The 24,742-nt window shown below is 60.3% G+C and carries 23 protein-coding genes and 1 pseudogene; 20 read left to right on the top strand and 4 right to left on the bottom strand.

Annotation, left to right across the window (positions count from 1 at the left end):
* Positions 1 to 307, bottom strand: a pseudogene (locus Q3981_RS02560) (class I SAM-dependent methyltransferase); the annotation flags it as partial.
* A 161-nt stretch (positions 308 to 468) separates the two neighbouring features.
* On the opposite strand from Q3981_RS02560, the gene Q3981_RS02555 reads away from it, so the two are divergent.
* Positions 469 to 1,692 (top strand): UDP-N-acetylmuramate dehydrogenase, encoded by a 1,224-nt coding sequence (locus Q3981_RS02555; protein ID WP_303123572.1) that lies wholly within the window; start codon positions 469 to 471, stop codon positions 1,690 to 1,692.
* A 10-nt stretch (positions 1,693 to 1,702) separates the two neighbouring features.
* Here the strand turns inward: Q3981_RS02555 and Q3981_RS02550 are convergent, their stop codons facing one another.
* Complete coding sequence (locus Q3981_RS02550) at positions 1,703 to 3,418, bottom strand: long-chain-fatty-acid--CoA ligase (RefSeq protein ID WP_303123607.1); 1,716 nt, start codon at positions 3,416 to 3,418, stop codon at positions 1,703 to 1,705.
* A 211-nt stretch (positions 3,419 to 3,629) separates the two neighbouring features.
* On the opposite strand from Q3981_RS02550, the gene mshA reads away from it, so the two are divergent.
* The 5 genes from mshA to Q3981_RS02525 all read left to right on the top strand — a co-directional run bounded on the left by mshA (position 3,630) and on the right by Q3981_RS02525 (position 8,298).
* Positions 3,630 to 4,919, top strand: coding sequence for a D-inositol-3-phosphate glycosyltransferase (gene mshA, locus Q3981_RS02545; RefSeq protein ID WP_303123569.1), 1,290 nt, complete (start codon positions 3,630 to 3,632; stop codon positions 4,917 to 4,919).
* 17 nt (positions 4,920 to 4,936) lie between these two features.
* Positions 4,937 to 5,419, top strand: a complete 483-nt coding sequence (locus Q3981_RS02540; protein WP_303123567.1) for a YbjN domain-containing protein — start codon at positions 4,937 to 4,939, stop codon at positions 5,417 to 5,419.
* A gap of 106 nt (positions 5,420 to 5,525) precedes the next feature.
* Complete coding sequence (locus Q3981_RS02535; protein ID WP_012732526.1) at positions 5,526 to 6,272, top strand: phosphoglyceromutase; 747 nt, start codon at positions 5,526 to 5,528, stop codon at positions 6,270 to 6,272.
* 72 nt (positions 6,273 to 6,344) lie between these two features.
* The gene (locus Q3981_RS02530) at positions 6,345 to 7,619 is read left to right on the top strand and encodes a sensor histidine kinase (protein ID WP_368410053.1); all 1,275 of its coding nucleotides are present in this window, start codon (positions 6,345 to 6,347) and stop codon (positions 7,617 to 7,619) included.
* A complete protein-coding gene (locus Q3981_RS02525) occupies positions 7,612 to 8,298 on the top strand; it encodes a response regulator transcription factor (protein ID WP_303123564.1) in 687 nt (228 codons plus the stop codon). The genes Q3981_RS02530 and Q3981_RS02525 overlap by 8 nt, the downstream gene beginning before the upstream one ends.
* 36 nt (positions 8,299 to 8,334) lie before the next feature.
* On the opposite strand, the gene Q3981_RS02520 is transcribed toward Q3981_RS02525, so the two are convergent.
* Entirely contained in the window at positions 8,335 to 9,357 is a 1,023-nt protein-coding gene (locus tag Q3981_RS02520) for a hypothetical protein (RefSeq protein ID WP_303123562.1), read from the bottom strand.
* Between the two features lie 445 nt (positions 9,358 to 9,802).
* Positions 9,803 to 10,519, bottom strand: coding sequence for a hypothetical protein (locus tag Q3981_RS02515; RefSeq protein WP_303123560.1), 717 nt, complete (start codon positions 10,517 to 10,519; stop codon positions 9,803 to 9,805).
* Between the two features lie 157 nt (positions 10,520 to 10,676).
* On the opposite strand from Q3981_RS02515, the gene Q3981_RS02510 reads away from it, so the two are divergent.
* From Q3981_RS02510 to Q3981_RS02445, 14 genes are all read left to right on the top strand, one after another.
* A complete protein-coding gene (locus Q3981_RS02510; RefSeq protein WP_303123558.1) occupies positions 10,677 to 11,138 on the top strand; it encodes a hypothetical protein in 462 nt (153 codons plus the stop codon).
* Positions 11,139 to 11,213: 75 nt separating this feature from the next.
* The gene (locus Q3981_RS02505; protein WP_303123555.1) at positions 11,214 to 12,158 is read left to right on the top strand and encodes a Ppx/GppA phosphatase family protein; all 945 of its coding nucleotides are present in this window, start codon (positions 11,214 to 11,216) and stop codon (positions 12,156 to 12,158) included.
* 134 nt (positions 12,159 to 12,292) lie between these two features.
* A complete protein-coding gene (locus Q3981_RS02500; RefSeq protein ID WP_303123550.1) occupies positions 12,293 to 13,615 on the top strand; it encodes a hypothetical protein in 1,323 nt (440 codons plus the stop codon).
* A gap of 58 nt (positions 13,616 to 13,673) precedes the next feature.
* Positions 13,674 to 14,516, top strand: coding sequence for a pyrroline-5-carboxylate reductase (gene proC / locus Q3981_RS02495; protein WP_303123537.1), 843 nt, complete (start codon positions 13,674 to 13,676; stop codon positions 14,514 to 14,516).
* A gap of 288 nt (positions 14,517 to 14,804) precedes the next feature.
* Positions 14,805 to 14,996 (top strand): helix-turn-helix domain-containing protein, encoded by a 192-nt coding sequence (locus Q3981_RS02490; protein ID WP_012732517.1) that lies wholly within the window; start codon positions 14,805 to 14,807, stop codon positions 14,994 to 14,996.
* A gap of 208 nt (positions 14,997 to 15,204) precedes the next feature.
* Complete coding sequence (locus Q3981_RS02485; RefSeq protein WP_003402602.1) at positions 15,205 to 15,306, top strand: AURKAIP1/COX24 domain-containing protein; 102 nt, start codon at positions 15,205 to 15,207, stop codon at positions 15,304 to 15,306.
* Positions 15,307 to 15,419: 113 nt separating this feature from the next.
* Positions 15,420 to 15,656: a glutaredoxin family protein gene (locus tag Q3981_RS02480; protein WP_303123533.1), complete on the top strand. Its 237-nt coding sequence runs from the start codon at positions 15,420 to 15,422 to the stop codon at positions 15,654 to 15,656.
* A gap of 465 nt (positions 15,657 to 16,121) precedes the next feature.
* Positions 16,122 to 17,660 carry a glutamyl-tRNA reductase gene (locus Q3981_RS02475; protein WP_303123531.1) on the top strand — a complete coding sequence of 513 codons (1,539 nt, stop codon included), beginning with the start codon at positions 16,122 to 16,124 and terminating at the stop codon, positions 17,658 to 17,660.
* A complete protein-coding gene (gene hemC / locus Q3981_RS02470) occupies positions 17,657 to 18,544 on the top strand; it encodes a hydroxymethylbilane synthase (protein WP_303123529.1) in 888 nt (295 codons plus the stop codon). The genes Q3981_RS02475 and hemC overlap by 4 nt, the downstream gene beginning before the upstream one ends.
* A gap of 149 nt (positions 18,545 to 18,693) precedes the next feature.
* A complete protein-coding gene (locus tag Q3981_RS02465; RefSeq protein ID WP_303123527.1) occupies positions 18,694 to 20,352 on the top strand; it encodes a uroporphyrinogen-III synthase in 1,659 nt (552 codons plus the stop codon).
* A gap of 35 nt (positions 20,353 to 20,387) precedes the next feature.
* On the top strand, positions 20,388 to 21,437 hold the full coding sequence (hemB, locus tag Q3981_RS02460) for a porphobilinogen synthase (RefSeq protein WP_303123525.1): 1,050 nt from the start codon (positions 20,388 to 20,390) through the stop codon (positions 21,435 to 21,437).
* Between the two features lie 73 nt (positions 21,438 to 21,510).
* Positions 21,511 to 22,464 (top strand): hypothetical protein, encoded by a 954-nt coding sequence (locus Q3981_RS02455; protein WP_303123523.1) that lies wholly within the window; start codon positions 21,511 to 21,513, stop codon positions 22,462 to 22,464.
* A gap of 70 nt (positions 22,465 to 22,534) precedes the next feature.
* Complete coding sequence (locus Q3981_RS02450) at positions 22,535 to 22,990, top strand: hypothetical protein (protein WP_303123521.1); 456 nt, start codon at positions 22,535 to 22,537, stop codon at positions 22,988 to 22,990.
* The coding region (locus tag Q3981_RS02445; protein WP_303123519.1) for an HAD-IC family P-type ATPase at positions 22,981 to 24,742 on the top strand (1,762 nt) is incomplete at its 3' end. The genes Q3981_RS02450 and Q3981_RS02445, both read left to right, overlap by 10 nt.

Below are 24,742 nucleotides of genomic sequence, written 5' to 3'. Positions count from 1 at the left end.
GAATAGTGCGCAAACGGGCGGCCCACTCGCAGGTGGTTGTCCAGCTCGCGCCGTACCCAACATCCACGGCCAGGGGCCTATCCGCACGGAGGAGCGCGTGGCGCAGGTCCGCGTTGTGGACCACCCATCGGTCGCATCGCCGCAGCCGGTTAATCCCCGTCGTTCCACGTGTCACCGTGCCGACGGGCCCATTCCCGCTCCACGATGGGGTGCGGACATTATGGGCGCGCAGATTCCGCGTCCCAGCGTCGGGCGTCCCAGCGTCGGGATGGCGGCGATTCCCATGTGGGGTCGAGGGTTTGTCCATAGGGGGTGCGGTTCAGCAGAAGTGCGTTTGAAGCGTCGTTAGCGGTGGTGGGATGTGGTACTACCCACTCGTCGATAGTGATCGTAGACTGAGGGGCCGTACTGTCACGAGTCAACCGGGGCTGAACGGCAGCCCACCAATCCGACACTAAGGCTGAGCAGATGAGTTCTTTACCGACGAGTCCGCAGCAGGATTCTACCGATGACCTCCTGGAGCGCCTGGACGCGACCGTTGGTGTGTCCGTTGTCCGCGGGAAGTCATTCGCGGACTTAACGACGTTGCGCATCGGCGGTACTCCGCGCGCGGTCGTCGAGGTGACAACCCCCGGCGCCGTCGCCACAGTGGTGAAAGCCGTCGTTGATGCTCAGGTGCCGTGGATCGTCGTCGGTGGTGGATCGAACTTGGTGGTCGCGGAGAGCCCGTCGGTCGAGGAGCTGATTGCCGTTCATCTGATGGTTCGCCGGCCTATTTTGGACGATCCCGACGATGACGAATCGCAGCTAGCACCCGTCATGATGGACGTTCACGAGGGCACGGTGAGCTGTTTCGGCGGCGTCGAGTGGGATGCCCTCGTGGCCGCGACTGTGACATCGGGTTTGGGCGGATTGGAGTGTCTGTCGGGAATTCCGGGGTCGGTCGGTGCGACGCCGGTGCAGAATGTGGGTGCGTATGGCGTTGAGGTGTCTTCGGTGCTGCAGCGCGTGTTGTTGACGTATTGCGGCGATGATGAGCACGAGCCGGGTGCACAGGAGTGGGTCACTCCCGACGCCCTCGACCTGGCCTACCGCTACTCGAACATCAAGTTCACCCGGCGGGCCGTGGTGACGGCCGTGGAGTTCCAATTGACGCCCGGGGGAGTGTCGGCCCCGCTTCGCTATGGCGAGTTGGCCCGGCGCTTGGGGGTGACCCCGGAAGAATCGGCCCAGGAGGGTGGTGCCCGCCGGCCAGCTGCTGCGGTGCGTGAGGCGGTCCTCCAGCTGCGTCACGGGAAGGGCATGGTTCTCGATGAGAGCGATCATGACACCTGGTCAGCGGGTTCTTTCTTCACTAACCCCATTATCGACGCGGACGCCCTCCCTCTTATCCGCGAGGCTGTCCGCCAGCGGTGTGGGGATGACATCGCGGAATCGATGCCAGCGTTCCCCGTCGGCGATCGTGTGAAGCTGTCGGCCGCGTGGTTGATCGATAAGTCGGGGCTGACGAAAGGATGGAAAGTTCACGTGCATGCTCCTGCGTCATTGTCGACGAAGCACACGCTGGCCTTGACGAACCGCGGCGGAGCGAGCAGCGCGGATATCGTCGAGCTCGCCCACGCCGTGCAGGATCACGTCCGGGACGTGTTCGGCGTGAGCTTGGAACCCGAGCCAGTGTGGGTGGGGTTTTAGACCGGACGTTCTAGCTCCGCTTCGAGCGCTCAATGATGTCATCGCGGACATCGCGTCGGCGGATCTTGCCCATCTGATCCCGCGGAAGATCATCAAAGTGGTAGAACGTGCGGGGCACCTTGTACCGGGCCAGAGACTTCCGGCAGTAATCCTTCAACCCCTCGGGATCCAGGGCCGCGCCGGGCTCCAGGCTGATAGCAGCGACGACGGTTTCTGACCCATCCTCGCGCGGCAGGCCGACCACGGTGGAATCCTCCACGTCGGGGTGCTGGTTCAGAACGTCCTCCACCTCTTGCGGGTACACGTTAAACCCGCCGGTGATGATGATTTCCTTGGTCCGCGCGACCAGCCGAATGAACCCGTCGGGCTCCATAATTCCCACGTCACCGGTGATGTACCAGCCGTCGTGGAAACTCTTCGCGTTGGCCTCGGGGGCATTGATGTAGCCAGAGAAAACCTGCGGGCCTTTGACCAGCAGCTCGCCGGCTTCACCGTCGGGCATGGTGCGGTCCAAATTATCTTTGTCCGCAATACGAATGATGGTGTCGGGGAACGGAATACCGACGTACCCGGGGCGTCGATCGTCGGTCATGGGGTTTCCGGCGATAATCGGCGAGGTCTCCGTCAGCCCGTAGCCCTCGATGAGGTGCCCCTTGGTCAGAGCTTCCCACTTTTCGACGGTGGACACGGGCAGCGACGACGCTCCCGAGAACGAATTGCGCACCCCGTGGATGTCGATACCCTTCTCCGCGGCCTCCTGAGCGATACGCCCGTACAGGGTGGGCACCCCGGGCAGCCACGTCGGCGTCTGCTTCTTCATGATCGACATGATCAGTTTCATGTCCGGCGTCGGCAGCAAAATGAGCTTGGCGCCACCAATAAACGGGCCGAACAGCATATTCATCGTGATGCCATAGGCGTGGAACATGGGCAGAGCGACAAGGAACGTTTCCTTGCCGGGGCGTAGGTCGGGCACCCACGCCTTGCCCTGGACGACATTGGCCACCAAGTTCCGGTGGCGGAGCTCTGCCCCCTTCGGCGCGCCCGTCGTCCCGGACGTGTACAGGATCAGCGCGGGGTCGTCGGGATCCGCCTCATAGGGTTCGATGGTGGATCCGTCCCCACCTAAACCGTCGGACACCAGTGTTTCCCAGGGCACGGTCCCGTCGACGGAGGTCGTGAGCTTGTTCCGCATGGTGGCCAGTGGTGGGAGCGGGATGCGCAGCGCAATGCGGTAGTGCAGGGGCATGGCCTTCGTCATGTCCACCGAGACGATGGTGTCGAGAGCGGTGTGCGGATCCCTGCGGAGAGTTTCAACCATTTCCACCGATTTGTCCCACACGATGGCGATGCGAGCACCATGATCCGCGAAGGGGCCTTTGAGCTCCGGGGCGGTGTAGAGCGGGTTGTGTTCGACGGGCACCGCGCCCAACATGATGCAGGCGAAGAAAGCGTGGACATGCTGGGGGCAGTTGGGCATGAGGATCGCGACGCGATCGCCCCGACGCACCCCGAGCGCGTAGAGTCCGGCTGCAGCCCGACGTACGTCTTGGTCGACATCTTTCCACGATTGTTCGGCACCGAAGAAGGAAACGCCTGGTCGGTTGCCAAATTTAGCCAGGTTGTCGCGGTAAATAGTGGACAGTGTCATGCCCTCATAATCCAGCTCGTGGCCGGTCCAATCGGGGTAGTACTGTAGCCAGGCTTTGTCGTCGGTTGCTCCCATGTCTGTTCTTTCTGGTGTCGATATCTCGTGTGAGGACATTCAGGTAAGTTTTCACCCTAACGCGAACCACCCCCTGATAAAAATTTTTATACCCAAAACTATCACGGGTGGGGAGAGTTTCGCAGACCCGGCCTGAGCACCCGCGTACCAGGAGGCCGGAGCACCCACGCGACGCTTGCACGGTGTGGCAATCTCATCCACTCTTGAAAGCATGAGCACTACACCTCGCGGCCGGATCGCCGTGATTTCGATGCACACCTCCCCCATTGAACAACCGGGGGTCGGTGATGCCGGAGGAATGAACGTCTACATCCGATCCACCTCATTAGAACTCGGCGCACTGGGCTACGAGGTTGACATTTTCACTCGCGCCACACGCTCCAGCCAGGGGAAAATCGTGCAGCTCGCACCGAATGTGCGGCTCATTAACATCATTGCCGGGCCCTACGAGGGGCTCAGCAAAGAGGAACTGCCCACACAAATGGTCGCTTTTACCAGCGGCATCATCGAATTCGCGCAATGTGAAAAAGTGTCCTACTCGCTCATTCATTCACACTATTGGATGAGCGGACAGGTGGGGTGGCTTCTCCGCGATCTATGGCGAGTCCCACAGGTCCACACCGCGCACACCCTCGCGCTGGTGAAGAACAGCGCGCTGGCCACGGGTGACCGCCCCGAACCCGAATCACGCCGCATCTGTGAACAACAAATCGTGGACAACGCGGATCGCCTCGTCGTCAATACCGAGGCGGGCAAAGACAACCTGGTCTTCCACTACGACGCCGACCCCGAGCACATCGACGTCGTCCTCCCCGGTGCCGATGTCACACAATTCTCACCCGGATCCGACCGCGCAACCGAACGCAGCCGACGCGAACTCGGTGTGCCCTTACACGCTACGGTCATCGCGTTCGTCGGGCGCATGCAGCGATTGAAAGGGCCGCAAGTTCTCCTGCGGGCCGTCGCCGACATGATGAAAAAGCGCCCCGACCAGGAACTACGCGTCCTCATGTGCGGCGGCCCATCCGGCAACGGGCTCGCGCGGCCCACCGAATTCGAAGACCTCGCGCGCGACCTCGGCATCGCCCCCATCGTCCGATTCCTCGCACCCCGCCCACCAGAGGACCTCGCCAGCGTCTACCGCGCCGCCGACATCGTCGCCATCCCCAGTTACAACGAATCGTTCGGGCTCGTCGCCGTCGAAGCCCAAGCATCCGGCACCCCCGTCGTCGCAGCGCGTGCCGGTGGACTACCCATCACTATCGACGACGGCACCAGCGGAATCCTCGTCGACGGCCATGATCCCGCCGACTGGGCCGCAGCCTTGCAATCCTTGTGCGATGACGACGACCGCCGAATCGCGATGGGTGAAAACGCCACCGCCCACGCCTCCAGGTTCTCCTGGGCCAGCTCAGCGCGTCACCTGAGCGACATCTATGAGGACGCAATCCGGAAAGGCCCCCGCGTTCGTTGCGGAAGTGACCGCGCCGGGGCGTCATAGAGGCCACAATGGGGAGTATGACCAAGAACGACCTGATCAAACTCCTCGACGAGGCCGATATTGAGTATGACGCCCCCGAGGGCAAGGACTTTGTGGCCGTTATTCTGCCCGGCACTAGGCGGCTGAAGACCGTTGCGCTGCTGATCCCGGGGCAGAATTACCTGCGCATCGAAGCGTTTGTGTGCCGTGCCGTCGAGGAAAAACAGGCCGACGTGTACCGGTTCCTGTTGCAGAAGAACAACAAGACATTCGGTGTTGCCTACACTCTCGACGCCAATAACGACATCTACCTGGCCGGATACCTGCCAGCGAATCTGAGCCCGCAGGACCTGGATCGAGCCTTGGGCCAGCTGCTGGACAGGGCGGATAACGATTTCAACCGGATGCTTGAGATGGGGTTTGAGGAATCCATCCGCAAAGAATGGGCGTGGCGGTTAAGCCGCGGCGAATCCACCAGAAACCTAGAAGCGTTCGAGGCGCTCCGGCCTGCTGAGGAGTAGCTGTTACGTCGCCGACGAGTAGCCGGGGAGTAGCCGCCGCCCCGTGTGCTGGACATAATCCAGGCACACTAGGCAAGGTGTTGCCATTCGTGGCACGATAGAGGGCATGAGTAACGGAAAACTTATTCTTCTTCGTCATGGCCAGAGCCAGTGGAATTCCACCAACCAGTTCACGGGTTGGGTCGATGTTGATCTCACTGAAAAGGGCGAGGCAGAAGCCAAGCGCGGTGGCGAGCTCATCAAGGAAAAGGGCCTTCACCCCGAGGTGCTCTACACCTCCCTGTTACGACGGGCTATCCGCACCGCTGATATTGCCCTCAACGCTGCCGACCGGCTGTGGATCCCGGTTATCCGCGACTGGCGCCTGAACGAGCGTCACTACGGTGCGCTGCAGGGCCTGAACAAAGCCGATACCAAGGAAAAGTACGGCAACGAAAAGTTCATGGCATGGCGTCGTTCCTACGACACCCGCCCGCCAGAGCTCGAGGACGGCGCGGAGTACTCGCAGTCCGACGACCCGCGCTACGCCAACCTTGACTCGGTCCCGAAGACGGAGTGCCTGAAGGACGTCGTCGCTCGCTTCGTCCCGTACTTCAAGGAAGAAATCCTCCCGCGCGCCCAGAAGGGGCAGACCGTCCTGATCGCCGCTCACGGTAACTCCCTGCGTGCGCTGGTCAAGCACCTGGACAACATTTCCGACGACGACATCGCCGGCCTGAACATCCCGACCGGTATCCCGCTGGTCTACGAGATCGCCGAAGACGGCTCCGTTGTGAACCCCGGCGGAACCTACTTGGATCCGGAGGCTGCTGCCGCCGGAGCTGCCGCCGTCGCTAACCAGGGCTCGAAGTAAAACCGGGCCTTTCGCCGTGGGGTTGTGAGGCATGGGGGAGCCCGCCCCGCGTGACCGACTACGCTTAATGATGTGTCCGCGACAATCGGCATCATCATCGCAGTCAGTGTGTTCGTCGGGGGAGCCATTGGGTTCACAGTGGCCAAATTGCACCGTGTTCTCTCTGGTGTGCAATTACTCCACCCGCGGCTGAAACCCCGCGCAGGTGGGGAAACGCCCGGCCGTGAACCGACGGCCCGGGTTCAGAAATCAGCGTCGCCATCGCGACAACCTAAAGCCCGGCAACCTAAAACTAAGGCGCCGAGCAAGCTGGTGACCTACGCCGACGTGCTTAACGTGGCTGTCGACAATTCACCCATCGCGGTGGTCGTCGTCGATAAGCATGAAGACATTGTGCTAGCCAACGATGCTTCCCGGGTACTGGGCATTGTGGATAAGACGCACATCAACCGGGCGGCCTGGGGAGCTGCGCTGAAGGTTTTCGCGGATGGTGAGCCGCGTGAGATCGTGTTCCGCCCGGAGCGGTCCGCTCGGCAGACCCGCGAGCGCCCCATTTTTTCGGTGAAAGCCGCCGTTCGTTTGCTGTCCGACAGCGATAATCGTTTCATCGTTATTTATGCGATTGATGATTCAGAAAATGTGCGCATGGAAACTGCGCGGAGGGATTTCGTCGCGAATGTGTCGCATGAGCTGAAATCGCCGGTCGGAGCAGTGTCGTTAATGGTGGAAGCCCTGCTTGAGGCGAAAGATGACCCCGATTCTGTCGAATATTTCGGCGGAAAAGTGATGAAAGAAACCCAAAGACTGGGCCAATTGATCACCGAACTAATCTCCTTAACCAAGCTACAAGGCGCGGAACCATTACCTGACTTCGAAGTCCTGAGCATCGACGACGTGGTTGACGAAGCAGTCGAGCGATGCCGATTTGCCGCAGAGGCGCACGACATCTCACTTTCCACCGACGCTCCCTGCGGAGCCACCGTGCTAGGGGACACGAACTCGCTGGTCACTGCGGTGAGCAACCTCATCATGAACGCCATCAACTACTCGCCGGAAGCAACACCGGTCACCGTCACTAGGGAAGTGCTCTCTGACCCCGACAAAGGGCGGCAGGTCGTCGATGTTCGCGTGACAGACCGCGGAATCGGCATTGCCCCCGAAGACCAGAAACGCGTCTTCGAGCGGTTCTTCCGCGTCGACAAGGCACGGTCCCGACGAACAGGGGGTACAGGTTTGGGTCTGGCAATTGTGAAGCATGTGGCAGCAAACCACGACGGCGACATTAAGCTATGGAGTAAGCCGGAAACCGGATCAACATTCACTTTGGAGCTCCCGACACATGACTAGTGTTCTTATTGTCGAAGATCAGGAAACGTTATCCGAGCCGCTTGCATTCCTCCTGCGCAAGGAGGGATTCGATGTCATCATCGCCCCGGACGGGCCGACGGGTCTGCGTGAGTTCAGCCAGCACGAGATCAGCATTGTTCTCCTCGACCTCATGCTCCCGGGGATGTCCGGCACCGAGGTCTGTAAAAAACTGAGACAAAGCTCCAGCGTGCCGATCATTATGGTCACGGCACGGGATACAGAGATGGACAAGATTGTTGGCCTCGAATTGGGTGCCGACGATTACGTCACGAAACCGTATTCGGCCCGCGAACTCATCGCGAGAATTCGGGCAGTGCTTCGACGTGGCCGCGGGACCTCTGGGCCTGATCAGTTTGACGACGAAATTCTTGAGGTCGGGAACGTCCGGATGGACGTTGAACGCCACTCGGTATGGGTGGACGGCAAAGAGATCAGCATGCCCTTGAAGGAATTTGACCTGCTGGAATACCTGATGCGGAATGAAGGGCGTGTGCTGACCCGTGGCCAGCTGATTGACCGTGTGTGGGGGCTGGACTACGTGGGGGACACGAAAACGCTGGATGTTCACGTGAAGCGGTTGCGGTCAAAGGTGGAGGATGATCCCTCGCACCCGCACCATCTGATCACGGTCCGGGGGCTTGGATACAAATTCGAATAAGGGCGTGGGGTTTTAGCGGCGTGGTGCCGCGCGGTTTTAGTTGGCCGGGTGTGTGCCGGCGATCGTTGCCGGATGCATCGCAACAATCGGCATTCCCAACGACACAGGGCGACGTGAATTCTGTGTGGCGGGGGTTTGTTGTGTGGCGGTGGACTTTCCCTCGGCCTCCATCACGATCCGAGCCCGTTCCTCTAACGCCTCACAATGCTCCGCGATAACCTCGTAAGCACTCTCGCCGAGCATTTCGGTCAACTCATCTTTGTGAGTACGCCACAGGGATTTCCCGTGGAGAAAAGGCATGGGCGTATGGCAGCCCGGAGCGCCGCTGCAGTACCAGTCAAAATCCTCTCCGCCGTCGCCCCACCCGCGGCGTTCATATTCGCCAATCGTCGTGTGCAGGATCTCGTGGCCATCGGGGCGGGTTTCCCAGTCCTCCGTGCGGTGCAAAGGTAGCTGCCAGCAGACCTCGGGTTTGGCGTATTCCAGCCGTTCGCCAGTGTCCATGGCCCACTGGTGGAGAGCGCACCCCGTGCCCGTCGGCCAGCCAGGTCGGTTCGCGAAAATGCAGGCACCATCCACAATGGGCGTTTTGAGTGCTGGTTCTGGTTCGCCGTCCTCATTATCCAGTTCATCCCACACCAGCCAAGGCTCCAACTCCGCCGGATCGCGGGTGCTCAGCCACTCGTCCGTTCCCTCCGGACGAAGCTGCCAATACTTCGAGGGCATGCGGGACACGCAATCCGTGAGAGCGTCGTGATCGTCTTCGTCGGCAAGAAAAGCCCCATGAACACAGCAGCCGGCATTGGGCATCGATGAATCGATCCCCGGGCATGCGTCGGTGCCGAACCGGCAAGAATAGCCGGAGAGCAGCCAGGTGAGATCGACGGTGATGAGGTGATCCTCGTCGTCCGGGTTGAGGAAGGAGAACCATTCGCGGGGGAAGTCTGCGGGGACTTCGATGCCGGCGCGGATGGAACGGTCCGCGAGGGTGCCCTCGGGGTAGCCGGTGCGCACGGGACGGGTGCGCGCTGTGGACTGGGTGGGTTTAGGAGTGGGCATTGCGCACTCAGCATAGATGCTGACCGGGCGATCACTTAAAACGCGGAAAATCTAGCGACGGTTGAACCTAAACGTAATACGGGGTTTTGCGCCAAAAATGTGTCCGCGTGCGGGAAAACTGCGCGGGTATATAGGGGTCGGTTGTGAAAACTGCGGGGGCATAGGGGCGAAAAATGGCCGAAAATTGGCCATATACCTCCGCACTTTTATTTTGGGGCGCGTATTCCCCCGCACTTTTGGGCTCTAGGCGTAGCTTCCCCGCAGTTTTCCGTGTGCCGGCTCCTTGCTCCGTGCGTCGGTGTTTCGCGCCCCAAAAATTGCGTTCTTCCTGGGGCGATACGACTGAAGATATACTCTTCCTTGAAATGAAAAACGGCCTCGAGCTGCTGCTCGAGACCAGGAAGTCTTTTTACTATGCAGGTGATTCCTGCTCATCCAGGAACACCTATTCTTTGCTGACCCGTGGGCCAAAGGTTCCAGCAGGTCCTCGATGGTAAACAGCCTTGAAACTGCCACGATCGCTTCCAGTCGCGTTGACTTTTTCGCCACAAGAAAGGGTGTCCTGCGCGCTGCCGATAATGCAGACGACGGTGTATTCCTGCCCTGTCGTCGGGCTCTTTTGTGTGAAGTCAGCGCGCAATACGGAGGTCACGGTCGGGTCAGGGGCCCACTTGGAGTACGTCTGCTGCATTGCGGAGGTGAATATTGCCCCTGCAAAACCGCAGGAAGTTTTCGCCCCTGCCTTGATCTCATCGCCGTCGTAGGTTGTGCCACAATATCCGCCGATTTGATTGGGATTGGGAATGTAATTGCTCGTCCCGTGCAACGTGGATGGTGCGTCTTCTTGCCGACGATGGCCACCCTCGGTGGCGTCGCCATCGGTGCCGTCACCATCTGTATGGTGATCGGCCTCTGCCTGGGAGTCGAGCGAGGGCTGAATGTTCGCGTGGTTGTTTGATGTGTCGCGGGGAGCCGACGATGAGGCCACCGACGGGGAAACCGCTGATGGTGAGCCTTGGGACGTTTCGTCACCGCCCTGGTCGCATCCGGATAGCCAAAGACCGACCACGGGCACGACGCTGAGCAGAGGAACGTATTTTCTACTTCTTGTCATGTCACCCATCGGTTTAAGCTCACCCTTCCTCAGAGATCTTTCTGACATTATGCATGATTATCTTGTGGCGGGCCCTTTTATTCCGTTCCTTTGTTTCGTGTCATTTCGCGGATCTGTCGCAGTGTTTCGACGGACGTATGATGGGTAAATGTTTACTGGTCCAATGAATTTTCGGTCCAACGAAGGGCCCAACGAAGGAGCCATCATGACTAAGAAATCACTTCAGCGTCGGCTGTCCCGAGCAAAGAAACTCTACGCAGGGCATGCGCCTAGAAAAGAGCCAGTTTCCCAGAAGGTCACGCGGCTCGCTCTCGGTGGATTTATGACGATGGCGGGTGTGTCGCACCTCGCGTGGAACCGCAAAACGTTCCAGGACCAGGTCCCGTCCTGGGCACCGTTCTCTGAGGATTCGGTCGTCGTCGGCTCTGGTTTGGCAGAAATTGGCCTTGGCCTCGGCCTGTTAGCTTTGCCCAAGGAGCGTCGCAAAGTAGGGGTCGCGTTGGCCGCTTTCTACATTGCTATTTTCCCAGGCAATGTCGGGCAGTACGCCGAGAAGAACGGCGGATTTAACCTGGATACCGACGGCAAACGCCTCCTGCGACTTTTCGGGCAACCGGGCTTGATCGCTGCTGCACTGTGGGCCGGCGGCTTGCCCGAGAAGGACTAAGTAACCGGGCGGGGGTACGTCACTCCGCCCGCCACCCACGTTGGTTCGTTTATCGCACTGATACAGTTATGTTCCGTGCGACTCGGTGTACTAGACGTAGGAAGCAACACCGTTCATCTCGTGGTGGTTGATGCCCGTCAGGGTGGCCAACCGTCGGCGATGAGCGACTGGAAAACCACCATGCGGCTCATGGAGCACATTAATAAGCATGGCGAGTTGAACTCGAAAGGCCGCCACAAGCTCGTCAAAGGGGTCAAAGAGGCCTCTGACCTGGCGGAAACGTTCGGTTGCGATGACATGATCCCCTTCGCTACGTCCGCGGTGCGGTCCGCCACCAACTCCGACGACGTCCTGGCGGAAGTAAAAGACCAGACCGGCGTCGAACTAAAAATTCTGTCCGGCGAGGATGAAGCCCGCTTAACATTTCTTGCTGTCCGACGGTGGTACGGATGGTCGGCCGGGCGAATCATTGACCTCGACATCGGTGGCGGATCCCTGGAGATCAGCGCTGGGCCGGACGAAGACCCCGAAGACGCATTCTCCGTGCAGTTGGGCGCGAACCGGTTGACTCACGATTGGCTGGACCAAGACCCGCCGTCGAAGAAGAAGATTAAAGCGCTGCGCGATTACATCGACGCGGAATTGGCCGCCCCAGCAGCGACGATTAAAAACCACGGGGTCCCTGATCTTGCCGTGGGAACGTCGAAAACCTTTAGGACATTGGCCCGACTGACGGGTGCCGCTCCCAGTTCGGCTGGCCCCAGAGTGAAACGGACGTTGACGCGCGCGGGTGTTCGGCAGCTGATTGCGTTTATTTCGCGGATGACGGCGGAGGACCGCGCCGAGCTCGAGGGCGTCAGTGCGGATCGCGCGCCGCAGATTGTGGCCGGTGCGCTGGTGGCTGAGGGAGCCATGCGCGCGCTGGACCTGGAAGAGATCAGCATTTGCCCGTGGGCACTGCGCGAAGGCGTCATTATGCGCTACACCGATTCGCCAGACTTTGTGGCTGACTATCAGTAGGCGGGTTGTGGCCGCGTGGCCTCTTGACGCCGGCATTCGCGGCTGTTGTAGCGTCGGTAATCGTTTGATTGTCGGCACTATTTGGCTTATACACCTAAGAGTGAAAGTAGTTTGTGGCCCAAAAATGTGGCCATATGTTCATTGTTGGCCTGCGCTTGGGTAGGGTTGAGGGCGTTAATGTCCGGCCCGTGAACAATGGGCCATTCTCCATTGATGGTCGAGAGGACGGTATGGCTGGCGACCAAATAACTGTGGCAGAACTTCTTGCTCGCCGCGCCGCGAGCCGGAAGAATGCCGGCGTAGCTGGGGAACCGGCTGACGATGCCGATGTTGCCCCTCGACGGCACCGGAACATTGAACAGGGGGGCGTGTCTGTCGCAGAGCTGACGGGGTCGATTCCGAAGGTTACCGACGAACACCTTGAGAACGGCGGATATGAAGAGCCGACGGACGTCGATGTTGATGACGTCGATGAGGTAGAGGCTGAAACTTCAGCGTCCGTGGACAACGAGTCGGTGGACAGTGAGTCGGTGGATCACGACTCAGCCGATAGTGAGTCCGTGGATAGCGACTCGTCGTGGTCTGACGAAACTTGGGCCCGAGCTGCACAGAATGATGCACATGACGAGCAGGGTGCCGACGATGTCGAGCCGGTTGATCAGAGTGCCGACGATGCGCGCGTCATTGACGACGAAGCTGATCTTGACGGCGGCGTTGACAGTGACGCTGATGCAGCCGACGTCGAAGCTGAGGACGCCGCAGACACCGTATGGAATGAAGATACGTGGGCTACGGGTGCGGATGACGCTGACGATTCAGCCGCTAGCAGCGACATTGCTGAGGACGATCAGTCGCGTGATTCCCTATCGGCGGCGACGTCGCGTACATCAACTCCGTCGACGGAAGAGACTCGCAATCTGCAACAGATTACCGACGAGGACCTCGCAGCCGCCGACGAACATCCCGACAACCAGGGATTAGTGCGCGGCGGTTACCCCTCTGATGACAGCGCTGGCATCGACGATGAGCCCGTGTATCGGCGCGATGAGCAGGACGGGATCCTGCCAGAGGAAGAGTACGACGATTCGGATCACTTGTCGGAGTACTCCGATGAGTACGATGAGTTCTCAGACCGGGACGAGGCTGCGGCCAGGGCCACATCGTCGGGCAAGAGTGTCTCCTCGGACAAAGGCGAGTCCTCGGACAAAATGAACATTGGCTTGATGATCGTCCAGATCATCGTTGCATTGGCCGCTGGCGTGGCCGTGTTCAAAGGGTTCACCATTTTGTGGAACAGGTTCTCGGTGCCGCTAACGGCATTGCTGGCCATCGTCATGACTCTTGTGTTCGTCGGGGTGGTTCACGCTCTTCTGCGTGAAAAAGACAAGCTCATCATGCTTCTTGCCGCGGTTGTGGGGCTCGCGCTGACCTTCGGCCCGTACCTCGTCGTCATGTAGCGAACCCGCGTCGTCGGTGTCGGTGGACGTGCATGGTTGACTCTGGCACCCTGGGTGCATGACTAAAATCGCGGTAATTGGTGGAGGAAAGATCGGCGAGGCCCTGATTGGGGGCCTACTGTCCGGCGATTACGATCCGACGGACATTGTCGTAGCTAATCGACGCCCAGAGCGCAGCGACGAACTCAAAGAGCGCTATGGAGTTACCGCCGTTGACGACGATGCCACTGCGGTAGAAAACGCGGACATCGCTTTCCTATGCGTGAAGCCCTACGACACCCTCGGCGTGGTGGAAAACATCGCGGATGTTGTTGACCACAACGACACGGACACGATCCTGGTGTCCATGGCCGCAGGAATCACCTTGTCCTCGCTGGAAGGGATCGCCTCCGCGGGGACGGCTATTGTGCGCGTGATGCCCAACACTCCCATGCTCGTGGGCAAGGGCGTCAACGTGATCGCGCGGGGCCGCTTCGTCTCTGACGAGCAACTGGAAACAGTCTCTGACCTGCTCGGACTGCTGGGCTACACCGCGGAAGTTAAAGAATCGCAAATGGACGCGGCAACCGCTGTGTCCGGATCGGGCCCGGCCTATTTCTTCCTCGTTCTGGAAGCCATGACGGATGCCGGCGTCAACTTGGGGCTGCCCCGCGAACTAGCTAAGGAGTTGGCTTCACAAACCGCACTGGGCGCGTCGACGATGGCCACGCAGGAAGGGGCCGACCCTGTACAGCTTCGCGCGAATGTGTCGTCGCCAGGTGGGACGACGAGTGCAGCGACCCGCGCCCTCGACGAGAACGGCTTGCGCACTGCCTTTTACCGGGCGATGGAAGCATGTGCGAAGAAGTCTGAGGAATTGGGGAAGCCGGCGTCGAAGTCGGATAATTCGGGCGATAACTAAGACGTCTTCGGAAGCCACGAAAAATAAGACGACAAATAAACGGTGAGAGTTAGGGGCGTGAAGCAATCCAGAAGTAATCCAATTGGGTTGCTTTGTTTCACACTCGTCCCATGATGCTCATGGGTTCTCATCGGTTCCATAGGTGTTCTTAACTGCACAATTAACACGTTGTGTCCCCCTATAATCGCTATGACACATCATTCACGCTAAGCTGGTCTAAGCACGTGCGTGTCACCCTGCGGGAGGGGAAGCCTGCAGCGCGGCGTGCCGAAAGGTAGAAAACTGAGTATGAGCCATGCAGAAAACGGATCGTTTCTGACGGTCGCTGAAGTTGCAGACATTATGCGAGTCTCCAAGATGACCGTGTACCGCCTGGTCCACGCCGGTGAGCTTCCGGCTGTTCGCGTAGGGCGTTCCTTCCGGGTGCACGAGTCTGCGGTGGATGAGTACCTTAAAGAGTCGCACTACAAAGCGATCTAGTCGCACGCGATCTACTCGTTGGTTGCGAGGGGTGAGGCTAGAAAAGTCTCACCCCCACCAGCGAATATGTCTGTGACGGACACTGCGTGGCAGATACGCCCTACGTTTCACTTTTGGTTTTAGCACGTCGTGGCCGGTAGAGTGGTGGCCATTCGTGTCTGCCTCGTGCGTAGGCGAGAAACTGTTCACTATCGATAAAGGATTCCTCATGGGTTCTGTCATTAAGAAGCGCCGCAAGCGTATGTCCAAGAAGAAGCACCGCAAGCTTCTGCGCCGCACCCGCGTTCAGCGTAGGAAGCTCGGTAAGTAAACCGGGCTCCGTGAGGAGCTCTCGCCAAAGCCGACCTGTCGGGTGAGGTGGAACCGTGACTGCACGGGTCTTCGCCTCCGGGGCCGGCTTTTGTCGTATCTGAGGACGTGTATATGCATCAGGTTGAGCTGATGGTCAGGCAATCATGTGGATCGTGCCGACGTGTTGCGGAGCAGATTCGCCCGATTTGCCAACGCTGGGGTGCCGAGTTTGTGGTGACGGACGTTGACTCCGACACCAGCTTGGCGATGGAATTCGGGGATCGTGTTCCGGTCGTCCTTGTTGACGACGACGAAATTGCGTGTTGGGAGATTGACGACGAGGACCTTATCGCCGCTCTCGAAGCGTGAGAGGTGCCGTCGGAGGTAAAGGACGTCGGGCGTGAACACCGCGTCCCGCAGATGGCCGCCGTCGGCAATGAGTAGTGCCGCCCACCCCCGCCCGGTTTTATGAAACTTTTGCCTGTCCTTACCGGGGTTGCCCGAATTGTTGTGGAATACCTCCAAAATCTGGCCGTTTACCCCCTCATGTGTGGCCCACACGCCGTAAATAACCGCTTTCTTTGTCATGGAAGGGGCAAAGCGGATACGGTGTTTAATCGAATATGTGGGATCAGCTGTGTTACCCCTGTTACTACAGCTGCTAGTAGAGACTCCCGGGGTGCCCTGGTTGGCCTGTCGAACGGGCCGAGTGGGGCGCTCAGCTAGCTCAGAGAGTTCCGTAAGGATGACGACCCTTCCGGTGGCTTCTGCGCTGGTGGACAGTCCGGCACCCGCACAGAGAAGAGCGGGGATCCCCTGCGAGGAGGTTCTTTCGTGAGCATTGTGCTCGTAGGCATGTCGTATCGATGTGCACCTGTTTCCTTGTTGGAGCGGGCTACGGTAAGTGCGGAGGACCGCCCTAAGGTGGCGGCGGACCTTCTAACTGAGCCGTTTATTTCTGAGGCATTGATCGTTTCCACGTGCAACCGCACAGAGTTCTACGTGGTGTGTGAGGGTTTCCACCCCACGGTGGAGCACATCGTCGATACCATTTCGCGGTATTCGGGCGCGTCGGTGTCGGAACTGTTCCCGCACTTATATGTGCGGTACGCCGAGTCCGCCGTGGAACACATGCTCCGCGTTGCTGCCGGCCTGGACTCCATGGTTGTGGGGGAGCAGCAGATTATTGGCCAGATTCGCGACGCCTACGCCAGCGCCACAGAGGACGGCACTATCGGGCACGGGCTGCATGAATTGGCACATCGTGCGCTGCGCACAGGCAAGCGCGTTCATGCCGAGACCGATATTGACGACGAAGGCCCGTCGATGGTGTCCTTCGCCGTTCGCCAGGCCCTGGACGCGATGGGGGTTGACAACCTCGACGGCCGTCACGCGCTCGTGGTGGGGGCCGGTGCGATGGCCTCGTTAGCGTCGACGCATCTTGGCCGTCTCGGCGCGTCGATGACCATTGCTAACCGCACGCTCGGTCGCGCGCAGAATGTGGCGTCCCACGCCCGTGAAGTGGGTGTATCCGCAGATGCGACCGATCTATCCGACCTTGTGACAGAGATGTCCCGCGCGGATATCGTCGTCACCGCTACTGGAGCCTTGGACCCGTTGGTTGATACTCCGATGGTTGACCAGGCTCTCGCGGCTCGCGCGGAACAGCATCACGGGGATTCGTCCGCAACCTCAGCCAACCTCGTCATTTGTGACCTGTCTCTTCCTCGCGACGTCGTGTGCGCTCCTCGCCCGGGCGTGACCGTGTTGAATATCGACACGATGCAGAAAGAGCGTCGCGCTGCCCTCGAGGACCAGAGCGACGTCGTCAAGCACAACCAGGGGTTGCCAGAAAGCGCCCAGCCCAGCGTCGTTTCCGATGATGCGGCTGCACTGGCACGGTCCATCGTCGCCGAGGAACTGCGGTCGTACGTCGAGCGCATTCGCAGCCAAGATGTCGTGCCGACGGTGAAGGCGCTGCGCCGTCGCGGTGCGGACATTTTGCGCAGTGAGCTGGACCGGATCGATTCCCGCACCCCGGACCTGAGCGAGAAGGAACGCAAAGAAGTCCACAGTGCCATGAAGCGCGTCGTGGACAAGCTCATGCACACGCCGACGGTCCAGCTCAAGAAACTGGCTGGCCACACGGATATGACCTATTCGGATGCGATCCGGGACTTGTTCGGCCTGGACGATGTGGAATACCCGTCGGCGGCCGAAGGACGGCCCGAGCCCTCTGTGCCGCAACCAGATTCGTCATTGACCAACTACGCTGTTCCTATGGCCTTGCCTGATCCCGCTGACCCTCGCGGTATGGGCGCGATCATGGGGCTGCGACATGATGGATCGGATGTGAAGAAAGGGCATTCATGATTCGTATTGGCACCAGGGGTTCCGCGCTTGCATTAACCCAAGCTGGGCACGTCCGGGACGCGCTGATTTCCGCCGGATTAGAAGCTGAACTATTCACAGTTCATACACCGGGGGACGCGTCACAGGGTGCTGGTACTCCTGTTGCACGGATCGGTGTCGGAGTGTTCACGCAGACACTCCGCACGGCACTTGCCGCGGGTGAGTGCTCGTTGGCTGTGCATTCTTTTAAAGACTTGCCGACGGCACCTGACCCGCGTTTTCGTTTGGCCGTTCCGCCCAGGGTCGACGCCCGTGACGTGGTGTTCTCCCGCGACAGGATTCCGCTGGCGGACTTGCCGGCCGGGTCGACGATTGGAACCGGCGCTCCGCGGCGCATGGGGCAGGTCCGGGCGCTGAGGCCGGACTGCACCGTCGTGCCCATCCGCGGCAACGTCGATACGCGTATCGGGCGGTTAGAGAAGGACCTGGACGCGGTGATTTTGGCGCGTGCCGGTGTGGAGCGTCTTGGTCGCCTGGGGGAGGCGACGGAAACGCTGGATGTGGGCACGGTGCTGCCCGCTCCGGCGCAGGGTGCGCTTGCGGTGGAGGCCGTCGCTGAGGGGAACGAGAATTCTTCCGATGAAGCCCTGTATGCGATTCGTGTGCTTGATCACGAGATGTCGCACCGTCGGGCTATCGCGGAGCGTGCCGTCTTGGCCTCATTGAACGCGGGGTGTACCGCCCCCGTGGGTGCCTACGCGACGGAGGATTCGTTCCGCGCGGGCGTGTTCGCGGTGGACGGTTCTGAGCGTGTGACGTGGAGTTCCGAAGGCGAACCAACCGAGGACATTGGCCACCAAGCAGCGGAGTATCTACGTGCGCATGGCGCGATGGATTTGATGTGAGTGCGCCGGTGTGGGGCCCTCCGTCGGCCGGGCACTAGCCCCTGTCTGTGATGTCGGAGGGTGTCGTCGTTTTGGATTGAGCACGTAGTAGGATTTATTCTCTTTTAGTCAAAATTAGCCGCGGTTCGACCCCGCTTTAAAGGATCTCCATGACCAACTCGACTCCAGGGCGCATCCTGTTCGTCGGTGCCGGCCCCGGTAACCCTGACCTCTTAACGGTGCGCGCACGAGAAGTTCTGACATCTATTGCGGACGCATGGGTGGATGACGGCGTCGGTGAATCTATTTGCCGCCTCGTGGGACATGATGTCCCCGTCCCGCGCGAAAAAGTAGAGGAAGCCGAGCAAGAGTTTGCTCGGATGGTGGAGGAAGCGAAAGCAAAAGGGTCTCGCCGACGGCCAACGCCCCCTCCGCCCCCGACGGCGGCGAATATTCGCAGCCCCGAGAGTGACCCGCAGGCGACGGCCGATGCCATGTTGGCTCAGGCTGCCACGGGTACCGACGTTATTCGCCTGGTCGCGGGCAACCCGTTGGGTAACACCTCGGTGTTGGCGGAAATTAGTGCTGTTGCTGCTCACGATGCTGATTTCCAGGTTGTTCCGGGAATGTCGGTTCCCTCGACGGTTCCGTCCTTCGCTGGTATCGCTGTTGGTTCGAGTTTTACCGAAACGGATGTGACGGGTAGCGACGATACCGCGACGTGGGATCGTCTTGCTCAGGCACCCCAGCCGCTGGTTCTCCAGGCGGAGGCGCAGGATCTCCCCGTCATCGAGTCCCGGCTGGTGGACCGCGGTCTGCCCGAAAGCACGCCGGCCACCGTCACGGTGAACGGCACCACGCGACTGCAGAAAACCTACGACGTCACCTTGGGCACGTTGACATCGTGCGAGGGCGATCTGCCAGGTCATTTGGTGGTCACTATTGGCGTCGAGGTCGGTGCGCGCAACAAGTATTCGTGGTGGGAAAACCGGGCGTTGTACGGCTGGTCGGTGTTGGTGCCCCGAGCGAAGTCGCAGGCAGGGCCGATGAGCACCCGCTTGGCTCAACATGGTGCGATCCCGTGGGAGGTGCCGACGATCTCTGTGGAGCCCCCGCGCAGCCCGGCCCAAATGGAACGCGCCATCAAGGGCTTGGTTGACGGGCGCTACCAGTGGATCGTCTTCACGTCGGTGAACGCGGTGAAAGCTGTGTGGGAGAAACTGACCGCGATCGGCCTGGATGCTCGCGCCTTCGCTGGTGTGAGCATCGCGACCGTCGGGAAGAAAACGGCCAAGGCCGTGACGGACCTGGGCATTAATCCCGAGCTCATGCCGCCGGCCAATGCACGCTCCGCGTCGGGACTCGTGGATGTTTTCCCGCCCTATGATGCCGATATTGACCCCGTGAACAGGGTTTTCCTTCCCCGCGCGGATATCGCCACCGACGTTCTGGTTGACGGCCTCATCGACTTGGGTTGGGACGTGGACGATGTGGTGGCCTACCGTACCGTTCGCGCGGCCCCGCCCAGCGCCGATATCCGCCACATGATTAAGTCCGGCGGGTTCGACGCAGTGTGCTTTACGTCGTCGTCGACGGTGAAGAACCTTGTTGGGATTGCCGGGAAACCTCACCAGCGCACGATCATTGCGTGCATTGGCCCGATGGCGGCAGCGACCGCGAAAGAATGTGGCCTGCGCGTTGACGTCGTGCCGGAAGAAGCCGGGGTTCCCGAACTTGTGGACGCGCTCGCTGAACATGTGGCAGGTTTGCGCGCGGCGGGGCAGCTGCCGCCTCCTAGGAAAGTGCGGAAGAAGAAAAAGTCCTCGTAAGTAGCGTGTCGGGACCACGTAGTACCCTGGGGCGCATGTCACAAACTAACGAATCCTCTCAGAGCACGAACCGCCCATCCCGCAATAGCTTAGGTCTTCAACGTCGCCCCCGCCGTTTGCGGACGTCGGCGACGATGCGGGATTTCGTTGCAGAGACTCGTTTAGATCCGGCTAACCTGATCCAGGTGTTATTTGTCCGCGACGGTATTGACCAGCCGGAAGAAATCCCATCCATGCCGGGGCAGTATCAGCACACCGTGTCTTCTCTTATCGACGCCGTTCGCGAGGCGCGCGATGCCGGCGTGCGGTGCGTTGACCTGTTCGGTATCCCCCTCGAGGAGGAGAAAGACGCCCAAGGGTCCGAGGCCTGGAACCCCGACGGCATCCTCAACCGCGGAATCGCCGCGGTACGCAAGGAATTCGGCGACAGCATCCTGGTCATGGCCGATACCTGCCTGGACGAATTCACCGATCACGGCCACTGCGGTGTGCTGACGGAAGATAAGCACGGGACCGTCGTCGTTAATAATGACAAGACCGTGCCGCTGTATGTGAAAATGGCGGTATCGCAGGCCAAGGCGGGGGCGCACATTGTCAGCCCGTCCGGAATGATGGATGGGCAGGTCGCGGAGATCCGACGTGGTCTCGACGACGCTGGCTATGAGGATGTGTCGATTATGGCGTACTCGGCGAAGTATGCGTCGGCATTCTTTGGGCCGTTCCGCGATGCTGTGGGATGCTCACTGCAGGGCGATCGGAAGGCCTACCAGCAGGATCCTGCGAACCGGCGTGAATCGTTGCTTGAGGTGCAGCTGGATATCGACGAAGGTGCGGACATGGTGATGGTCAAGCCGGCCATGGCGTACTTGGATGTCGTTCGCGAGGTTGCGGATTTCTCGCCCGTTCCCGTAGCTGCGTACCAGGTCAGCGGTGAGTACTCCATGATTGAGGCCGCCGCGCAGAAGGGGTGGATTGATAGGCGACGCATCGTGCTGGAATCGTTGACTTCTATCCGACGGGCCGGCGCGGACATGATCTTCACGTACTATGCCACTGAGGTAGCCCACTGGTTGAAGGACAACTAAGTCACGCGGTTTGCGCGCACCCGTCACCCCATGCTCCGCTGCGGTAGTTTGCCGCCCCATATTGGAGGAATTTATGGCTTCACCTGAGCACACACATCTGTCCCCGACGCTGCGGATGGCAACCACCCCTGGTGCGTCGCCCGCGCCGGGATCCGGGCCGCAACCTGGTTCGGGCCCGACGCCGGGATCAACGCCGACACCAGGTTCGGGTTCTGCGCCAACGCCGGGACAGCCGAACCCTGCTCCGCCGTCGACACCCGACCAGTCGGGGTCGTCGGGCTTAGGTGAACCGACCCCGGGAGAACCAGGTGTCAGTGGCGATCCGCTCCCTGGAGGTGCCCCGGCCCCGGGAGGAGCACAAAACCCAGGAGACTCCAACCGCGGGTACGGCCCCGATAACGCGAGCGGCGGATACAGCCCGGATGACGCGAACCGTGGGTACGGGATGCCACCGCAGGCCGTGACCGGGTCGCCGTCCTCGAACAATAATGATGACAAGAAAAAGCAGCCCGAGCCGCCTCAAGATGTGAAGGATGCGCGGACAGCGTGGATGTGGACCGCACTCCTGCAGGCGATTCTTGGTGTGCTGACCGGGATCGAGGTCATTGCGAACCCGTCGATACTGGATACCGCCATCAAACAGGCTAAAGATATGTATGGCATGTCCACGGAAGATGTCAGTAATTCGGCCATCGCCTCGGTCAGCGGGGTGATGATTGCCGTGTTCTACATTGTGGCCAGCTTGGTTGCTGTTCTCCTGATCAGGCAATTCGTGAAGGGGAAGAAGTGGACGCGGTTCCTCTTGGTCCTGGGGTCCGCCTACCTGATTGTGAACGGCGTGAGCGGTGCATTCGCGGTGCCGGACGTCGGGTCCAATATGTTCGTATGGGCAACAGGATCGCTAGGCATTGCGTCGGCTGTGTTGTCGGCGGTGGGTATTTGGTTCTCTACCCGGCCGCCAGCATCGGATTATCTGCGGGGAACGTCCCCCAAGGATGACTCTGGTAACTCGGGCGACGGGAACTAGGGCGATGCGAGCGCCCGAAAGTAGCGCCTGAAAATAGTACAGAGACGGTATCGGCACGTAAGGTACAAGTATGCCGATGTCCAGCACCGATAGTGAGCCCACCTCCCCCTCAGGAGGTCAACCACGCCCACCTATGGTCACAGCGGCCCGGTGGGTGTTTATTATCGCTGCGGTGCTGATGGTTCTGGCCGGCCTGATCTTAGCTAGCGCCCACTACACCGGCCATGAGGACTCTGACTTCATTCACGCGTGGGAACGAAATATGCGGATAGTCGGCATTGCCAATGTTCTTCTGGGGTGCGCCATCGGTTTCGCCGTCGCCCCCATGTCGGCAGGTAACCGACGTGCCCGGGTCGTTCTGATCGCATTGACGGCCGGCGGAATTGCTCTTAATATCATGGCTTTCGTTATCCACGTCGGCGGGTTTGTCCTTGCCCTCATCGCTGTTCTTCTGGCCATCGCTGTGATGTGTATGGTCCAGCCGTCCGCACGATCGTATTTCGGAGTTCGCTCGCTATGGCAGTAAAAAAATCGGCTGTCGACGACCACACGCCAGATAGCTCACCCAAGAAGCCTGCATCGGGCGAGCCCCCGACAGATTTCCCACGACACCGTCGCCCCTATGGTTCCTATTCGGGGAAGTACTCGCCCCGTAATAATCGACGCGCCGCGGATGGTTCGCTACTTCCCGCGGACCCGGAGTCCCTGGAGAAGTCTGAAACCGCCATCAAGGCGGCCGTCGATGCTGCCCGCGATCTGGGCGTTGAGCGTCGGCACACCGGTCTGCTGAATGACGAGGACGAAGAAAAGTCATACCACTCGTTCACCTTGGAGTTGGACGGGCTTGAGGACGCTGTCCACGCGGGCGATATCGAAAAGATGCTCTCCGATGTCGACGGTGTGACCGCGCGCATTGTCTACGGCAACCCGTCGACGGCGTGGGTGTCGGCACCGAGCTCGATGTCGGTGGATCACATCATTTCGATCCTCCAGGCCAGCGGCGTGAGTGCCGTCAAGAAACTGGGATCCGTGTACCGCCAGGTCATCGAATCCGAGGCTGAGCAGGAGAGGAAAGAGCGGAAACGACGCCGGCATCGTCGGCACAACGAGTCGTTCTTGTCCCGCCACCCCTTCCGCGTGAAGAAGCCGGACAACATGGAGGCGTTGTTTACGGCGCGCGCCTTGATCACGAAACTGCGGCTCATCGTGGCAGTCGCGTTGTCTGTGCCCGTGGTGGCGATTGCCCTGTTCCCGCGGCTGCAGTTTCCATACTGGCAGTGGGTGTCGGCTGGGTTGGCGCTGCCCGTCGTGTCCTACTGTGCGTGGCCCTTCCACCGGGCAGCTGTCGGCGGCCTCCGTCGCAAAATGGCCGCGCTCGACTCCGCCACCTCGCTGGCCGTCGCCGTGGCCTACGTGTGGTCCGTGGCCACCGTCGTTTTTATGCGGCCACAGGGTGACTGGACGTCGCCACCCAAATGGCTCGTCTTCCAGCACCAACCGCAAGTCTTTTTCGACGTCGCCTGCGGAGCGACCACCCTGGTCCTCCTGGGGCGGCTCCTGTCACGACGCAACCGCCTGCACAGCATGGAGCTACTGTCCACGCATAACGTGGATTCGGGGATGATGGTCACCGTCATTCGTCGAACTGCCGACGGGCCACGGAAACAGTCCGTCAGCGCCGCGGAACTCCACCCTGGCGAGGACATTCTGGTCGCGCCGGGGGACATCATTCCCGTCGACGGGGTTGTCGTCGGTGGGTCGTCGTTAATTAGTCCGGGGCCGGTGTCGGGGCACAGTAACCGGACCGTCGTCAAGGTGAATTCCCATATTTACGCTGGTGGGCGCAATATGGGCGACACCCTGAAGATCCGTGTTGATCGATCCGGGCACACGACGCGTCTGGCGGCCATGCACCGCTGGGTTGAGGAATGTGATTACGCCGAGCACATGGCGACGCGCACGGCGACCAGGTCGGCATCGCTGCTGGTCCCGTGGGCGATTGTGCTGGCCGTGATGTGCTTCCTGAACTGGTTCCTCATCATGAAGGACGCGGCGGGTGCGCTGGCGGCAAGTTTGGCGGTGCTCACGGGTGTGGGGCCGGTGTCTCTGGCTATCTCTACGACGCTGGCCTCGCGGTTGGGGCTGGCGCGCGCGATCAGCCGCGGCATCTTGTTCCGCGACGAGCAAGTCATGTGGGATCTGGGCGAGTGCGACATGCTGCTTTTCAACCGCGTGGGCACGCTGACCACCGGAAATATGAAAGTGGAGAGCGTGACCG

This window comes from Corynebacterium sp., assembly GCF_030530965.1.
In the GTDB taxonomy this organism is placed as follows: domain Bacteria; phylum Actinomycetota; class Actinomycetes; order Mycobacteriales; family Mycobacteriaceae; genus Corynebacterium.
Note: the sequence above shows the minus strand (reverse complement) of the source record. Positions and strands in the feature narration are given on the sequence as shown.

Coding starts and splice junctions, on each gene's coding strand:
- Q3981_RS02515 (WP_303123560.1), bottom strand. CDS start 10,519: ATGTCAGAAAGATCTCTGAGGAAGGGTGAGCTTAAACCGATGGGTGAC.
- Q3981_RS02540 (WP_303123567.1), top strand. CDS start 4,937: ATGACCAAGAACGACCTGATCAAACTCCTCGACGAGGCCGATATTGAG.
- Q3981_RS02450 (WP_303123521.1), top strand. CDS start 22,535: ATGCCGATGTCCAGCACCGATAGTGAGCCCACCTCCCCCTCAGGAGGT.
- Q3981_RS02525 (WP_303123564.1), top strand. CDS start 7,612: ATGACTAGTGTTCTTATTGTCGAAGATCAGGAAACGTTATCCGAGCCG.
- Q3981_RS02485 (WP_003402602.1), top strand. CDS start 15,205: ATGGGTTCTGTCATTAAGAAGCGCCGCAAGCGTATGTCCAAGAAGAAG.
- Q3981_RS02520 (WP_303123562.1), bottom strand. CDS start 9,357: ATGCCCACTCCTAAACCCACCCAGTCCACAGCGCGCACCCGTCCCGTG.
- Q3981_RS02490 (WP_012732517.1), top strand. CDS start 14,805: ATGAGCCATGCAGAAAACGGATCGTTTCTGACGGTCGCTGAAGTTGCA.
- Q3981_RS02480 (WP_303123533.1), top strand. CDS start 15,420: ATGCATCAGGTTGAGCTGATGGTCAGGCAATCATGTGGATCGTGCCGA.
- Q3981_RS02500 (WP_303123550.1), top strand. CDS start 12,293: ATGTTCATTGTTGGCCTGCGCTTGGGTAGGGTTGAGGGCGTTAATGTC.
- Q3981_RS02455 (WP_303123523.1), top strand. CDS start 21,511: ATGGCTTCACCTGAGCACACACATCTGTCCCCGACGCTGCGGATGGCA.
- Q3981_RS02555 (WP_303123572.1), top strand. CDS start 469: ATGAGTTCTTTACCGACGAGTCCGCAGCAGGATTCTACCGATGACCTC.
- hemB (WP_303123525.1), top strand. CDS start 20,388: ATGTCACAAACTAACGAATCCTCTCAGAGCACGAACCGCCCATCCCGC.
- Q3981_RS02535 (WP_012732526.1), top strand. CDS start 5,526: ATGAGTAACGGAAAACTTATTCTTCTTCGTCATGGCCAGAGCCAGTGG.
- proC (WP_303123537.1), top strand. CDS start 13,674: ATGACTAAAATCGCGGTAATTGGTGGAGGAAAGATCGGCGAGGCCCTG.
- mshA (WP_303123569.1), top strand. CDS start 3,630: ATGAGCACTACACCTCGCGGCCGGATCGCCGTGATTTCGATGCACACC.
- Q3981_RS02465 (WP_303123527.1), top strand. CDS start 18,694: ATGACCAACTCGACTCCAGGGCGCATCCTGTTCGTCGGTGCCGGCCCC.
- hemC (WP_303123529.1), top strand. CDS start 17,657: ATGATTCGTATTGGCACCAGGGGTTCCGCGCTTGCATTAACCCAAGCT.
- Q3981_RS02510 (WP_303123558.1), top strand. CDS start 10,677: ATGACTAAGAAATCACTTCAGCGTCGGCTGTCCCGAGCAAAGAAACTC.
- Q3981_RS02550 (WP_303123607.1), bottom strand. CDS start 3,418: ATGGGAGCAACCGACGACAAAGCCTGGCTACAGTACTACCCCGATTGG.